Below are 15341 nucleotides of genomic sequence, written 5' to 3'. Positions count from 1 at the left end.
TTGCTATGTTAACGCTTAAAATGCAAGGGCTACTTTGGGCCCTTGTTTTAATTATTACCTTTATAAGCGTAGAAAAAAATACCTATAAAGCACTTTATAAAACGCCTGCACGGCAAATAGGGGTACTTGCGTGTGCGTTAGTGTTTGCCATGTTATGGCAAATTAAAGCGGGTATTTTAAGCGGTCTTGATTTACACATTTTAGGTGTAACTGCCGCAACGCTAATTTTAGGGTGGCGCCTTGCTATTTTAAGTAGCCTACTGGCCAGTGCCCTATTGGCAGCTTTTGCAAACATTGATCTTAATCTTTTGCCCATGCAAATACTGTTTGGTGCATTTATTCCTACATTATTAAGCTACCTTGGCTTTATAATGAGTTATCAGTATTTACCGCGTCACTTTTTTGTTTATATTTTTGTATGCTCTTTTATATTGGCAGGCTTTATTGCATGTCTAAAAATAAGCTTTGGGGCTTTGTTTTATTTGCTTATAGGGCAATATAATTGGCAGGAATTGGCAGATAATTACGTATACCTAAGTGCTATCATTTGGTTTCCTGAGGCAATGCTCAACGGTATGGCCATTACGCTTTTGATCACTTATCGGCCACACTGGGTCAAAACTTTTTATGATAAGGACTACCTAGACTCATGAGTCTGCAATACCAATGCCCTTTATGTAACCACGCACTTTTAAAACATAATTCATCACTTCGATGTGACAACAATCACACCTTCGACTTCGCCAAAGAAGGCTATGTAAATTTATTACCGGTGCAACACAAAAACTCAAAGCAACCGGGTGATTCGCTCGAAATGGTACAAGCAAGGCGTGCTTTTTTAGAGCAAGGCTTTTACGCATTTTTACAGCGCGCATTAAGTAATATAATTAGTGAGCGCAAACCAAACGTGCTAATAGATTTAGGCTGTGGCGAAGGATTTTATACTCATGCCATTGCCGATAAAATAGAGGCGCAGGTATACGGCGTCGATATTTCTAAATCAGCCGTAAAATATGCAGCAAAGCGATACCCACAATGTCATTTTAGCGTTGCATCAATTAGCCAGGCGCCTTTTAAGTCAGGCACTGCTGACGTATTGCTGAGTGTTTTTGCGCCTTTGTTTGAACAAGAGCTGGCGCGTTTAGCAGCGCCAAATGCCACATTAGTAGTTGCAAGCCCAGGGCCGTGGCATTTAAAAGAGCTTAAAGAATATATTTATGCAGATGTAGCAAAACACACTGAAATTGACACGCCAAGCGGCTTTATAAAAGCAGATCAAAAGCTCATTACAGAGCAGGTTACGCTTAATTTTTCAGATATTAAAAATTTAATAATGATGACACCATTTGCGTGGAAATTTAGACCTGAACATTGGCAAACTCTTGAAGAAAAAGGCGCCCAAAGCGTCACCCTATCGTTTTACATTACCGAGTTTAGTAAAGCCGATTGATGTTTTAATAACGAGTGTTAGTGAGGAAGTTACTGCCCGGCTATATTGAGTCAGCTCATATGCCAGAGGGAGTGTTATAAATAAATAGAGCAAAGCGTGCGCTCTGCTCATACACTTATAGATAAACGCGCTCTAAAATTGCTCTTTAGTAAACGCTTTATCCATTTTATCAAACATGTCTTTTAATAAGTGTGCAAGTTCCATATAACGGGGCTTGTTTTCGCTTATTTGGGCTTGGTAGCCATTTGCCACCATTTTGGTATATAACTCGTTGTACCATTTTTGCATGCTCGGTTCTAATGGTGTTTCGGCTCGCTTACCTAACCAAAACAAGCCTTGCAACGGCAACGATAAAAAAAACAATGCACTGGCAATCGCTTGCGGTAAAAAATCGGGGCCTAAATAGTTAAGCTGAAAAAATAACGTAAGCATGGCTAATATTGGCATTACAGTAATTGCCAGCTCGGTTGCCTTAATTACTTTAAATTCGTTAAACAACGGTGCTAACTCTTTACGCATAGGCCATTTTTTTGCATATAACCTACCCGTTTGTAATTGTGACATCACACTTTTTTGCATCATGACTCCTCACATCTAAACTTTTAAACCCGTAGCGCCTGCTTGCCACTGCCTGTAAGTGTAACACAAATAAATAGCTTCACACTTTAGCAGTAAAAGTTATTGTTTTTGTATATATAAGCAACTAAACACTAAACTAAATTTATTAACTGGGTTAAAATACGCATCTTATAAATTAGACTTTAGTCGCTTTTTTATCACCTATATGGTGGCTAAGTTTACCTTTAATTTGCACCTTAAGTGTATTGTTCATATCTTAACGTACACTTACTAAATTTATTGTTTATGGAAACTGTATCTATGCCAACTGCGCCCTCTAAATCACAACACGTTTTAGTATTAAACTGTGGTAGTTCGAGTTTAAAATTTGCCATTATTGATGCTGATAACGGGCATGAAATTATTTCGGGCTTAGCTGAACGCCTAGGTTCAGAAAATCCATCTATTAAATATAAATACCAAGGTGATAAAACCGTTATCACCTTAGCTGCTAATCAAGCGCATGGTGAAGCAATTAATACGCTTGTGAGCCTAATTAAAGATCACCACTTAGATGAGCATTTAATTGCCGTAGGCCATCGTGTTGTACACGGTGGTGAGCACTTTACTCAATCTGCATTAGTGGATGAAAAAGTCATTGCGGGTATTTCAGATGCTTCAAGCCTTGCCCCTTTACATGGCCATGCAAACTTACTGGGTATTTCATCAGCGCAGGCTTCGTTTGCTGGTTTGCCCCAGGTTGCTGTTTTTGACACTGCATTTCATCAAACCATGGATAAAGTAGCCTACTTATATGCACTCCCTTACAAGCTATACACAGAGCACGGTGTTCGCCGTTACGGTATGCACGGCACAAGCCACTATTATGTAGCAGGCCAAACCGCTAAATTAATTAATAAGCCTGTTGAGCAAAGCAATTTTATTAGTGCGCATTTAGGTAATGGTTGTTCTGTGTGTGCAATTAAAGGCGGTAAAAGTGTAGATACTAGCATGGGCTTAACCCCGCTTGCTGGGTTAGTAATGGGCACCCGCAGCGGTGATATCGACCCTGGTTTATTTAACTTTTTAACAACACAACTTAATTATGATGCAAAACAAATCGACAACTTACTGAATAAAGAAAGTGGTTTGTTAGGTATTAGTGAACTGTCTAACGACTGCAGAACCATAGAAGAAGCCGCTGTAGCTGGCCATGAAAAAGCCGCCCTTGCACTTGATATTTTTTGCTACCGCCTTGCTAAGCAAATTGCCGCCTACATGGTGCCATTACAGCAGTTAGATGCGCTTATTTTTACCGGTGGTATAGGCGAAAACTCAGATATTATCCGCGAAAAAGTAATCACACAACTGGCGTTTTTAGGCCTAGATTGCGATAAACAAGCCAACTTAGATGCGCGATTTGGTAATGAAGGCATTATTAGCTCTGACAACGCGATCACTAAAGCGGTTGTAATGCCAACTAATGAAGAATGGGTAATAGCCCTTGATGCCGCTAACATTGTGAAGGAGCTTTAATTATGGCACGTCGTATTATGTTAATTCCGGTTTCTACGGGTGTTGGTTTAACATCTGTTTCTGTCGGGTTAGTGCGTGCGCTTGAGCAAAAAGCCGTGAAAGTTAACTTTTTCAAGCCAATTGCCCAGCCACGTACGGGTGAAACAGGCCCTGAAAAATCAACTCAAATTATTATGCAAGGCTCATCAATTACCCCACCAACTCCCTTTGCATTAAGCTATGCAGAGCAAATGATTGGCGATGGTAAGGGCGATGATTTACTTGAAGAAATAGTAGAGCGCTTTGAAAGTAAAATTAACGATGATGAAGTGGCTATTATTGAAGGTATGGTGCCTACTCGCCGCCAACCTTATGCTGGGCGTGTAAACCGCGAAATAGCCCAAACTCTGGGTGCCGATATTGTATTTGTATTAACCCCTGGTAATTACACCATTACGCAAATTGAAGACCGTTTAGAAATTGCTGCTGGGTATTATGGTGGCATTGATCACCCGCGGGTTTTAGGCTGTATTTTTAACAAAGTGAATGCCCCGCTTGATGAAGAAGGCCGCGCCCGCGCTGATTTGGTCGATTCATACAAAGCAGAAGAGCTCGATAACGAATTAAACCGTTTAGCTTCTTTACCTATTTTTAGAAAAAACCCATTTATGCTGTTAGGCGCCATCCCGTGGGACTTTGATTTAGTTGCGCCGCGCGTTAAAGATTTAAGCGCGTATTTAAAAGCCACCATAATTAACGAAGGCGACATGCTACACCGTCGCTTACGCCGTATTACATTTTGTGCGCGTACCGTATCAAACATTTTGAACCACTTTACACCGGGCGCATTATTAGTCACCCCGGGCGATCGTTCAGATATTTTAGTCGCTGCGTGTTTGTCGGCCATGAACGGCACTAAAATTGGTGCTATTTTACTTACCGGTGGTTTTGAACCAGAGCCGCGTATAATGGCGCTGTGTGAACAAGCAATGCAAACAGGCTTGCCTATTTTAGCCACAGAGGCCGATACTTGGCGTACATCATTACTACTGCATAATTTTAATATGGAAGTACCAAGCGATGATGACCAACGTATTGAAAAAGTAAAAGATCACAACGCAGAATATATCGATTCTGATTGGCTCGATACGCTTGCAAAAAATGTTGGTAGAACACGTAAGCTCTCTCCTCCTGCGTTTCGTTATTTACTTACAGATAAAGCCCGTAAAGCAGCTAAAACAGTGGTACTTCCTGAAGGAAATGAGCCGCGTACTATTAAAGCCGCGGCTATTTGTGGACAACGTGGTATTGCCAAAACAGTATTACTTGGCGATCGCGATGAAATAATGCGTATTGCCGAGCAACAAGGTATTGAGCTTAACGAACATGTAAGTATTGTTGAGCCAAAATCGGTGATTAACGACTATGTTGCACCTATGGTCGAAATTCGTAAAAGCAAAGGCTTAACAGAAGTCGTAGCACAAGAGCAATTACAAGATAATGTTGTACTGGGCACTATGATGCTTGAGCAAGGTAAAGTCGATGGCTTAGTATCTGGCGCTGTTAACACAACAGCTAATACAATTCGCCCACCGCTGCAGTTAATTAAAACCGCTCCAGGGTCATCACTTGTATCGTCTGTGTTTTTTATGCTGCTGCCTGACCAAGTACTGGTATATGGCGACTGTGCAATTAACCCCGACCCTAATGCAGAACAATTAGCAGATATCGCTATCCAGTCAGCTGATTCTGCAGCTGCGTTTGGCATAGAGCCACGTGTTGCCATGATAAGCTACAGCACAGGTACTTCTGGCTCTGGCGCCGATGTTGAAAAAGTGCGTGAAGCCACGCAAATTGCTCAACAAAAACGTCCTGATTTAATTATTGATGGGCCATTGCAATACGACGCTGCGATTATGGAAAATGTTGCTCTTAAAAAAGCACCAAATAGCCCAGTAGCCGGTAAAGCTACGGTATTTATTTTCCCAGACCTTAATACCGGTAACACAACCTACAAAGCCGTACAACGTAGTGCCGATCTAATCAGCATAGGGCCTATGCTACAAGGTATGCGAAAGCCCGTTAACGATTTAAGCCGTGGCGCATTAGTCGATGACATAGTGTACACCATTGCACTTACGGCTATTCAAGCAGCTCAAGTTGAAGCGCTCGAAAACGCCTAAATCAAACTAGTGCTTTTTATAGCCTAGCTAATATTTACTTATTAATTAGTTAGTTAGGCTATTTATACCTACCAATTCCCATACTTATCCACAGAAATTGTGGGTAAGTTTTAAATCCTTATTACCCACAGTCACACAGCCTTTATTTTAGTGGCTGTTACACCTTTAATTTAAAGCCAATAATCTATACTATTAACTGACTCTATACGCTGTTTGCAGGTTATTAATGTCAAAACAAACATTACAATTACACAGCACGCTGTTGTCAATTCATAGTTTAGAAGTGGATGCAGACATTCCTGTAGCGCTATTAAAATTACCCCTATTTTTTATTTCTAAAACTCATGATGAGCTTTCTATTGTTTGCCCTAGTCATTTTGCTATTGAGTGTTTAGATACAGAGCCTGATTGGCAAGCACTTGAAGTGGTTGGCCCGTTGGGGTTTTCTTTAACGGGGATTATGGCCAATATATCTGGCGTGCTTGCAAAGGCTAATATTTCTATCTTTTCTATCTCAACCTACGACACAGATTATATTTTGGTAAAAAAACACACTGCGCAGCAAGCCATCACTGCACTTAAAAAAGATGGCTACAATTTAGTAGTAGATCAATAAATGAGAGCAGCCTCTATCGAGTTTTTAGCGCAAAATAAGCTCCCCGCCAGCGCATTAAAAATTACCAGCCCCTTTAGCGGCAAAGTCATTGATTTGAACCTGCACCCTGAGCCCTTTTTTAAATTTTCTACCCTTGGGCCAACTATGTTGGTTGCATTAAGTAACCACAAAATTTTAGCGCCCTTTGATGGCACTTTAATGCAGGTTAAAAATGCAGGATGTGAATTTATTTTCCAAGCAAATAACGGTTTAAAGGTTCTCATTAACTTGTCACTACCGGCGCAGCAGCCTATTACACACACACATATTGCACAGCTAAATGGCAGCAAAATAAGCAAAGGGCAGCGCTTAGCTTACTTTGATTTACGCGAACTTAAATCGCCCTTACTGGCCAGCTTAGTGCTATTAAATGGCCATAACTTAGGCACTTTTCATTATTCACACACGCACGTAAATGCGGGTGTAGACCCCCTTTTAACTATTATTAAGAAGAACTAAACCTATGATCACTCTTTACGGCATTAGTAATTGCGATACCATTAAAAAAGCCAAAAAATACCTCGCCGACAACAACATAGATTTTACCTTTCACGATTACCGAAAAGACGGTGTAAACGAGCAGCTTGTAAGCGAATTTGCTGAGCATATTGACTGGGAGCAATTAGTTAATAAGCGTGGTACAACCTATCGTGCACTCTGTGATGAGCAAAAGCAAAACCTAAGCAAAGACACTGCTATAACATTACTTGTAGAGCAACCAGCTATGATCAAGCGCCCAGTACTTGTTAATAACAACAGCTACCACTTAGGCTTTAAAGCAGCGCAATACGATGAGATATTTAAATAATGACACATGAAGTAATTGCACTTGCACAAGCGCTTATTCAGCGCGAGTCGGTAACCCCTGAAGATGCGGGTTGCCAATCAATGATGAACGAGCGTTTAAAAGCCCTAGGCTTTAATATTGAGTCATTATTTTTTACCGATACACTCAATACATGGGCCCGAAAAGGAAACCAGTCGCCACACTTTTGTTTTGCAGGCCATACTGATGTAGTCCCTACAGGACCTGCACAAAACTGGCAGCACCCGCCATTTTCAGGCTTAATTGAAGATGGTTTGCTGCATGGCCGAGGCGCAGCGGATATGAAGGGCTCTCTGGCAGCAATGCTTGTTGCTACTGAGCGCTTTGTGGCTAAAAACCCTGATCATAAAGGCTCTATCTCATTTTTAATTACCTCCGATGAAGAAGGCCCCTTTATCAACGGCACAACCAAAGTAATAGACACGCTTGAAGCACGTGGTGAAAAAATTGATATGTGCTTAGTGGGTGAGCCTTCATCGCGAGATGTACTCGGTGATGTAGTAAAAAATGGCCGTCGTGGCTCCCTTACTGGCTTTTTAAAAGTAAAAGGTGTGCAAGGCCATGTAGCCTACCCCCACTTAGCGCAAAACCCAATTCATTTGGCTGCCCCCGCTATTACTGAACTTAGCCAAACCGTGTGGGACAACGGCAATGAATTTTTCCCTGCAACCAGCTTCCAGGTATCAAATATAAATGGTGGCACGGGGGCCGGGAATGTCATACCGGGCGAGCTTGAGGTGCAATTTAATTTTAGATTTAGTACCGAAGTAACTCATCAGCAACTACAAGAACGGGTTAATGCTATTTTACAAACGTATGACTTAAACTACGAATTAAGCTGGATAGTAAATGGCTTGCCGTTTATTACCGAGCATGGCCCGTTAGTTGATGCCACCGTAAATGCGATTAAATCTGTCACGGGCTTAACCACTAACCTCGAAACCACCGGGGGTACATCAGATGGGCGCTTTATAGCGCAAACAGGCGCAAAAGTGATTGAACTAGGCCCGCGCAACGCCACTATTCATAAAGTAGATGAATGTGTAAGCACCGATGATTTAATCGCTTTAGCTGATATTTACGAGCAAATTTTAGAGCAATTGTTAACCTAATGGCACTCGATACCAATACATTAGCAATGTGTATCACTGGACAAAGTGATACACATCTCACTGAGATTCAATCGCATCGGTTACATACTGATATTATTGATGACTTTTTAGCCCTGCAAAATGGCGCTAAAAACGCTGGTTTTGAGCTGACTATTGCCTCAAGTTTTCGCGATTTTAATCGCCAAGCTATGATTTGGAATAACAAGTTTTTAGGTATACGCCCTGTTTTTAATAAACAGCAACAGATAGTGGATTTAAGCAAGCTAAATGAACTGGAAAAATGCACGGCTATTATGCTTTACTCTGCCATGCCAGGGGCTAGTCGGCATCATTTAGGAACCGACCTTGATGTGTATGATACCGCCGCAATTAGCGATGATTATAAGCTGCAACTTACCCCTGATGAATACCAACATGGTGGGCCATTTGCGCCACTCAGCCAGTGGCTTGATAAAAATCTAGCTAAATATGGTTTTTATCGCCCCTACAAACAGGATTTAGGCGGCGTAGCACCTGAACTTTGGCATATTAGCCATATTAAGCAATCTCAGCGGTTAGTAAACACATTGAGCGAAGCGATGCTTTACGAATGTATAAGCAACAGCGATTTAGAGGGTAAGTCAGCTATTTTAGATAATTTACCAGCGGTATATAAACGTTTTATAACAAATGTAAGCCCGCCTTAATAGCGGGCTTTTCTTGGCATTACCGCGCTGTATGCTTATTTAATATAAACACCAATACCGAGCCGAGTATTAGTGAGCTTGCAATAATAAACTCCACTGTTACCTGCTCAGATAAAAACAACATACCAGCGATAGCAGCCAGTACAGGCACACATAACTGTACGACCGCCGCTTGCGTGCTTTTTAGTAGCGGCATGGCCACATACCAAATACTGTAACCAATGCCTGATGCAATGGCACCCGAGGCGCACGCTAGTAACACCCCTTGCATACTTACTGTTTTTAAATAGCCTATTGCTACAAGTAATAAAACAGGAATAGCCACTAAGCTTCTAATAAAGTTAAAGGCGGTGGTCCGCAGCGGCGATACACACGCTTTACCGCGTATACTGTAAACGCCCCATGCAACGCCACTTAACGCCATAAGCGAGGCCCCTAACAAAGAAGGCACAGCGGCAGAGGGCAACATTAAATACACAAACCCAGCTAACGCGACAAAAAAAGCCCCCCACTGCAATTTACTTAGCTGCTCTTTTTTATATATGCCCCAACCAATCATGGTAAGTTGCACCGCTGAAAATAAAATAAGCGCACCGGTGCCTGTATCTAGCTCTATATAAGCAATAGAAAAACAAAGTGCATATACCAATAAACTAATACTGCTTCGCCAACTTCCGGTATCACTTAAAATAGCGTCATTAAGCGCCCCCTTACGCTTAAGGTTATACGTATATACAGCCATAATTAAGCCTAAACACACGGCACCACTTACGAGCCTGATAATTGTAAAATTCCACGCATCAATATAACCTTGCGCTAACGCCATACGGCAAAGTAAAGAATTTGCCGCAAAGGCTATTAATGCAACGAGGGTGTATAAAGTGGCTTTCAAAATCGCTCCTTAACTAAAACCTTATAATGAGATGCTTTAAATTGGCTTGCTCAGCCAGCGCTGTATTTAAACAGCTGAGCCATTTAGCTGTAAAGCGGTATTGTTGTAATTACTCTAATCTTATTCGCAGCATTATAACTTTATATACTGCTAAATTGCTGTAATTACGCGTCTACCCTCTGGTATTCACAAGCTATTCATGATGATTTGCCTACCTTAAATACACGTAATTTAACTAACGCGCGCTGACCTTAGGGAGAATGATTTTTAAATCCTCACAGGTCTATATGCCCTAAAGTAGGCTACGCTTTTTTACACTATTTCACACAAATCCAAAACCAGAGTATGTTAATCTTTAAAACCTAACTATATAGGAGTGCTCAGTGCGCCAAAGTATAATTTTAAGTGTTTGTTTTATATTAAGTGGATGCAGCACCATAGGCTTTAATGATTTATTTAACGACTATGCAAGCCAAATGACGCCTGTAAGAAACGCAATTCAAAATAACAATATTGAACAGGCTCAATCACTTATTGCCAACAATAGTAAGTTACACAGTAGCTATTTACTTAACCAATTAGAGCAAGCCCGTTTAAAAGACCTTGCTAACGAGCAAAGTCTTTCACAACAACAATTTGAAAACGTATACGCCCAGGTACAAACAAAACGAGAAGCAGCAAAAATTCAATTAAGTGCAGGGCTTGAACAAAGTAACGCCTTATTCACTAACGACTCTGCTATTACCTATGTACCACCGGCATATGAAATGAGCATGCTACATAGCTACAAAGCACTTAATTATGTATACAACAGTGATTTAGAAGGCGCCTTGGTTGAAATACGTCGCGCTAACAAAGTACAAGTCGATGCACTTGCAGATAATCAAACACAAATAAACGACACAATAGAGCAAGCACAACAGCATTACCCAAGTATGAGTAATGTGACACGCGGTATTAAAAATGGTTTTCAAAATGCCTTTACGTTTTATTTATCTGCGCTGTTGTACCAAAGTGATAAACAATACGATGATGCCTACATTGATTATAAAAAAGCATTAGAGATTCAACCTGACAATCACTACTTACAGCAAGATGTAATGCGATTAGCTAAAAAGCAAGGTTTTAATCAAGATTTAGAAGAGTTTGAGCGCTGCTTTAGCCCATTAAAGCCCCTTCATGCTAATCACGGTGAAGTGGTTATATTGGTTGAACAAGGCTTAGTGCCTAAACAAGATGAATTTAAATTACGCTTGCCTATTTATACCTCAGGTGGCGATGCGCGTTTTTACAGTTTAGCAATGCCGGTTTATAAAGATAATGCGTTTATAACTAATATTAATGGCGTAAATATAGGTTCGCAAAATTTAGAGCTCAACCCATTAGTGCATATAGAAGCATTAGCGGCTAAAACATTAGAGCAACAAATACCGGCTCGCGTATCTAGGCAAGTACTACGCTTAGTAGCCAAAGAAAAAGTGCGCGCAGAGCTGGCACGTAGCACAGGCGATGTAGGCAATATTATTGCTAATATTTATAATTTGGCGTCTGAGCAGGCTGATACACGTAGCTGGCTTACTTTACCTAATCAAATAAGCATGGCACGTAGCAGTTTAAATGCAGGGTCGCATACACTTTTAATAGGCAACCATGCGCCTATTAATTTTACCGTTAGTAAGCAAGGGTTAACCTTAATTTACCTAACCTCTATTAATAACTATTTTAACTACCATGTGGTTCAACTCTAGGAGTCATCATGAAATATACTTTGCCATTAGTGGCTGCATTAATGCTTGGGGCATGTGCAAGCCAACCTGATACATCAGGCATTTCGGTTGAGCAAAGCAAAAATACATTTAACGAGCAGTTACATGTTGATAATCCTGCTCTAGGTGAAAAGCTTGCCATTACCGATGTTAAAACACGCCAAACAAACCAGTTAACCGACGTGGTAGTAACACTAAGCAGCCAATATAAAAAGTCGCAATATTTACAGTATCAGTTTAATTGGTACGACAAAGACGGGTTTGTAATTAAAGGAAACCACTCACCTTGGCAAGCCTTAACACTGTTTGGTTTTTCTAAAACACAATTACCCGGCTTAGCGCCAACACCGGATGCGGTTACATTTTCGCTCGCTGTAAGAGAAGTGTCTACCGACGCACAAGAATTTAAAGAATAAGGGTTATAAAAATGATCACTACACAATTTAAAACGTTATCGAGTTATGCAGTTATTGGCCTCAGCGCCCTCATTTTAAGCGGTTGTGCCAATAAAGCCGTAGTTAGTTATGGCGACGCGCAAGCAGTAGAAACCACCGATATAAACTTTGGCTCTACCGATTTACAAAAAGTAGCCAGCCAAATGACCGACTCACTACTCAGCTCGCCGGTTATTGGTACAATGACCCAAAACAAACGCCCTGTGGTATTTGTTGAGCGCATTAAAAATAAAACCAGTGAACACATAGACACTGAATCTATTACCGACTCAATCTCTACGCAACTGTTGCGCAGCGGTAAGTTTCGTTTTGTTGACATGACCCGTGTTGAATCAGTACGTGAGCAGCTTAACTTTCAAAACGAAGATGCCCTTGTAAACCCTGCCACCGCAGTTGCCTTTGGTAAACAAATTGGTGCGCAATACATGTTGTACGGCAACTTATCGAGCATTGTTAAATCAAATGCTGATAAATCAGATGTGTATTACAAATTTACAATGCGCTTAATGGATATGCAAAGCGGCCTAGTAGAGTGGGCAGACGAAACTGAAATTCGTAAAACGAAAGAAAAATCGACATTTGGTTGGTAATAATACCAATTCGCTTAATTAACTGATCTATTTTGAGGCTAGTTAAACGCGTTGATAACTAGGAAAAAAATGACTGTTTAGTTGTTTTAAATGAGAATTTTTTAACGCAGGTAGCGACACGTTTAGCCGCAAAATGATTAAGTATTTTTGCGCATTGGTATACATATCCACGCAAAGGCAAAATATCGCCTTTGCGTAACACCAACAGGAGAGACCTATGAAAGCCTTAACCATAGCAATGTGTGCATTGCTTACACTCAGTGCACCAAGTTTTGCTAACTATGAGCGAAACAAAGCCGTGCCTGTACAACAGGTTTTATTTGGCGATGTAAAATCTGTACGTAAAATTACCGAACAAGAGCTTGTGCAAGACAAAAACAATGGCTGGAAAACCTTTGGCGGCGCCCTACTCGGGGGTGTTGTCGGTAATCAATTTGGTGGTGGGAGCGGTCGTACCGTCGCCACTATTTTAGGCTCAGTCATTGGCGGAAGCGTGGCGCATAATAATCAGCAAAAAAGCTATTATAAGCAAACACACCTAGTAGAGTTATTGATTCAGGTAGAAAACGGCGATCAATACATGGTGGTACAAGACCAAGACCAGTCAATGCGCTTTAGTAAAGGTGATAACGTACGGTTGGTCTATTTAAGTGATAATACCGTAAGAGTTGACCGCGCGTACTAATAAGCCCTATCAGCATTATCGCGTAAATAAAAAACGAGCTAATTAAGCTCGTTTTTTATTTTACAGCGCATTAGTTGGGATTAACTAAACTTGGCGATAGTCTTTAAAAAAGCGCTGCATTTTAAGCATCGCACTCGATAAATCGTCTTTGTTAGGTAAAAACACTAACCTAAAGTGATCAGGCTCTGGCCAATTAAATGCACGCCCATGCACTAATAATATTTTTTCTGCTTTTAGTAAATCAAACATCATTTTTTCATCATCAGTGACATTAAAATGAGCCGTATCTACCTTAGCAAACGCGTAAAGCGCCCCTTTTGGCTTTTTACAGCTTATCCCTTCAATAGCATTAAGCCCACGCCAAGCAATATCGCGCTGAACATATAATCGCCCGCCTGGGTCGATTAAGCTATCTATTGATTGCACGCCCCCTAGCGCTTGTTGTATCGCATATTGCGCGGGTACATTGGCACACAAACGCATAGACGATAAAATATCTAGCCCTTTACGTAAATCTTCCATTGCAGAAGTGCGCCCGCTTAGTACCATCCAGCCCATACGAATACCCGCTGCACGGTAAGTTTTAGCTAAGCCATTAAAGGTAATAATGGGCACATCGTCGCATAGCGCACCAATTGAGGTGTGAGTGATGCCATCGTATAAAATCTTTTCGTAAATTTCATCGCTAAGCAGTAACAGCTTATGCTCGCGCGCCACATTAATTAACTCTAAAAGTAAATCGTCACTATAAACCGCCCCGGTTGGGTTATTAGGGTTAATTAGTACAAGCGCTTTTGTTTTAGACGTAATTTTACTTTTTATATCAGCAATATCCGGAAACCAGTCTTGCTCTTCATCACATAAATAATGAACAGGGTTGCCGCCTGCTAATTTAACTGACGCGGTCCACAGAGGGTAATCAGGCGCAGGAATAAGCACTTCATCATCGTTATTTAATAACGCTTGGGTGATCATTTGAATAAGCTCGCTCACCCCATTACCAATATAAATATTATCTACATCTAAGTTATGTAAACCTCGTTGCTGGTAATGCTGATAAACCGCTACACGGGCTGAATATAACCCCTTAGAGTCGCAGTAGCCTTGGGCCGAATACAAATTACGAATAATATCGCGGTGCATGTCCTCTGGCATATCAAAACCAAACGCCGCAGGGTTACCAATATTAAGCTTTAGTACCTTTTGACCTTCGTCTTCCATTTTTTTGGCTTGCGCTAAAACCGGTCCACGAATGTCATAACATACACCTTCTAATTTGTGACTCTTTTTAATATCTGACATTTTTACCTCTTTGGGGCGAACTGGCTTTATGGAAAAAAATAATTAACTAGGAGTGGGTTTGTTCAATGTGAGGGTTATAACCTAATGGGCTCGGTAAAATTGTGTTACTAGCCCAAGGGTGGCCCTTGGGCAATGCGTGATCAAATTTATTATCGAGAGGCCAAACACGCCCTAGTAAAGTCTAAGACTACCCTAGTAAAGGCGTAAAATGCCAGCGTAATTAGTTGCTTAATACTGAAATAAATTCACGTTAACAAATAAAGTTAATTAGACTCTACCCACGCTCTTAATTGGGCCTGCGAACCACTTACTTGCGCCAATAAATCTGTAGATGCAGTAACAGCTTGCGCTAAGTTATCTTGATTTAGATTAAGCTCAATATCACGGGCTACATCAGATAAACTCGTGGCACCAAACTGAGCCGCGTTCGACTTTAAACTATGGGCATGACGAATCGCCGCTTCTTTATCGTTACCAATGGTTGCAATTACTTCATTACCAAGGCGCTCAAATTCACTGCAGCAAAATTCAAGTGTATCTTTAAACTGCTCACCAAGTAACGAATGCATACTTTCTAGAGCAGCCTCATCTATTTGTACTTCTGTCATATTTTAAGCCCTTCTAAACATTCCGTGTCATTTTATAATTAATAGTATTACTGTATAT

Annotated in this window: 17 protein-coding genes; 13 read left to right on the top strand and 4 right to left on the bottom strand. The window is 40.9% G+C overall.

Features of this window, described 5'->3' with window-relative positions:
* Nucleotides 1-5: 5 nt before the first annotated feature.
* Nucleotides 6-653: an energy-coupling factor ABC transporter permease gene (locus tag CWB60_RS11335; RefSeq protein ID WP_138578216.1), complete on the top strand. Its 648-nt coding sequence runs from the start codon at nucleotides 6-8 to the stop codon at nucleotides 651-653.
* The gene (locus tag CWB60_RS11330) at nucleotides 650-1450 is read left to right on the top strand and encodes a putative RNA methyltransferase (protein WP_029772082.1); all 801 of its coding nucleotides are present in this window, start codon (nucleotides 650-652) and stop codon (nucleotides 1448-1450) included. Before CWB60_RS11335 ends, CWB60_RS11330 begins: the two co-directional genes overlap by 4 nt.
* Nucleotides 1451-1582: 132 nt before the next feature.
* Here the strand turns inward: CWB60_RS11330 and yfbV are convergent, their stop codons facing one another.
* The gene (yfbV, locus tag CWB60_RS11325) at nucleotides 1583-2029 is read right to left on the bottom strand and encodes a terminus macrodomain insulation protein YfbV (protein ID WP_054982400.1); all 447 of its coding nucleotides are present in this window, start codon (nucleotides 2027-2029) and stop codon (nucleotides 1583-1585) included.
* A 300-nt stretch (nucleotides 2030-2329) separates the two neighbouring features.
* On the opposite strand from yfbV, the gene CWB60_RS11320 reads away from it, so the two are divergent.
* The 7 genes from CWB60_RS11320 to CWB60_RS11290 all read left to right on the top strand — a co-directional run bounded on the left by CWB60_RS11320 (nucleotide 2330) and on the right by CWB60_RS11290 (nucleotide 8985).
* Nucleotides 2330-3544, top strand: a complete 1215-nt coding sequence (locus CWB60_RS11320; RefSeq protein ID WP_138578278.1) for an acetate kinase — start codon at nucleotides 2330-2332, stop codon at nucleotides 3542-3544.
* 2 nt (nucleotides 3545-3546) lie between these two features.
* Complete coding sequence (gene pta / locus CWB60_RS11315) at nucleotides 3547-5706, top strand: phosphate acetyltransferase (RefSeq protein ID WP_138578218.1); 2160 nt, start codon at nucleotides 3547-3549, stop codon at nucleotides 5704-5706.
* 226 nt (nucleotides 5707-5932) lie between these two features.
* A complete protein-coding gene (locus CWB60_RS11310) occupies nucleotides 5933-6322 on the top strand; it encodes an ACT domain-containing protein (protein ID WP_029772079.1) in 390 nt (129 codons plus the stop codon).
* Nucleotides 6323-6820, top strand: coding sequence for a PTS glucose transporter subunit IIA (locus tag CWB60_RS11305; RefSeq protein WP_138578220.1), 498 nt, complete (start codon nucleotides 6323-6325; stop codon nucleotides 6818-6820).
* A 4-nt stretch (nucleotides 6821-6824) separates the two neighbouring features.
* Nucleotides 6825-7169, top strand: a complete 345-nt coding sequence (locus tag CWB60_RS11300) for an ArsC family reductase (protein WP_054982397.1) — start codon at nucleotides 6825-6827, stop codon at nucleotides 7167-7169.
* A complete protein-coding gene (gene dapE, locus CWB60_RS11295) occupies nucleotides 7169-8299 on the top strand; it encodes a succinyl-diaminopimelate desuccinylase (RefSeq protein ID WP_138578222.1) in 1131 nt (376 codons plus the stop codon). The genes CWB60_RS11300 and dapE overlap by 1 nt, the downstream gene beginning before the upstream one ends.
* Complete coding sequence (locus CWB60_RS11290; RefSeq protein ID WP_138578224.1) at nucleotides 8299-8985, top strand: M15 family metallopeptidase; 687 nt, start codon at nucleotides 8299-8301, stop codon at nucleotides 8983-8985. Before dapE ends, CWB60_RS11290 begins: the two co-directional genes overlap by 1 nt.
* A 19-nt stretch (nucleotides 8986-9004) precedes the next feature.
* Here the strand turns inward: CWB60_RS11290 and CWB60_RS11285 are convergent, their stop codons facing one another.
* Nucleotides 9005-9877: a DMT family transporter gene (locus tag CWB60_RS11285; RefSeq protein WP_054982394.1), complete on the bottom strand. Its 873-nt coding sequence runs from the start codon at nucleotides 9875-9877 to the stop codon at nucleotides 9005-9007.
* 383 nt (nucleotides 9878-10260) lie between these two features.
* Here CWB60_RS11285 and CWB60_RS11280 point away from each other — a divergent pair, with 383 nt between their 5' ends.
* The 4 genes from CWB60_RS11280 to CWB60_RS11265 all read left to right on the top strand — a co-directional run bounded on the left by CWB60_RS11280 (nucleotide 10261) and on the right by CWB60_RS11265 (nucleotide 13373).
* Nucleotides 10261-11625, top strand: coding sequence for a COG3014 family protein (locus tag CWB60_RS11280; RefSeq protein WP_138578226.1), 1365 nt, complete (start codon nucleotides 10261-10263; stop codon nucleotides 11623-11625).
* 8 nt (nucleotides 11626-11633) lie between these two features.
* Nucleotides 11634-12059, top strand: a complete 426-nt coding sequence (locus CWB60_RS11275) for a YcfL family putative periplasmic lipoprotein (RefSeq protein WP_024032667.1) — start codon at nucleotides 11634-11636, stop codon at nucleotides 12057-12059.
* A gap of 11 nt (nucleotides 12060-12070) precedes the next feature.
* Entirely contained in the window at nucleotides 12071-12688 is a 618-nt protein-coding gene (gene lpoB / locus CWB60_RS11270) for a penicillin-binding protein activator LpoB (RefSeq protein ID WP_024032666.1), read from the top strand.
* Nucleotides 12689-12905: 217 nt separating this feature from the next.
* The gene (locus tag CWB60_RS11265) at nucleotides 12906-13373 is read left to right on the top strand and encodes an outer membrane lipoprotein (RefSeq protein ID WP_004587767.1); all 468 of its coding nucleotides are present in this window, start codon (nucleotides 12906-12908) and stop codon (nucleotides 13371-13373) included.
* A gap of 84 nt (nucleotides 13374-13457) precedes the next feature.
* Here the strand turns inward: CWB60_RS11265 and CWB60_RS11260 are convergent, their stop codons facing one another.
* Both CWB60_RS11260 and CWB60_RS11255 read right to left on the bottom strand, forming a co-directional pair.
* Complete coding sequence (locus tag CWB60_RS11260) at nucleotides 13458-14675, bottom strand: pyridoxal phosphate-dependent aminotransferase (protein ID WP_004587766.1); 1218 nt, start codon at nucleotides 14673-14675, stop codon at nucleotides 13458-13460.
* 263 nt (nucleotides 14676-14938) lie between these two features.
* Nucleotides 14939-15283, bottom strand: a complete 345-nt coding sequence (locus tag CWB60_RS11255; protein ID WP_029772072.1) for an Hpt domain-containing protein — start codon at nucleotides 15281-15283, stop codon at nucleotides 14939-14941.
* Between the last annotated feature and the right edge of the window lie 58 nt (nucleotides 15284-15341).

The sequence above is a fragment of the Pseudoalteromonas sp. S327 genome (genome assembly GCF_005886415.1).
Taxonomy (GTDB): domain Bacteria; phylum Pseudomonadota; class Gammaproteobacteria; order Enterobacterales; family Alteromonadaceae; genus Pseudoalteromonas; species Pseudoalteromonas atlantica.
This window is presented reverse-complemented; position numbering and strand designations above follow the sequence as displayed.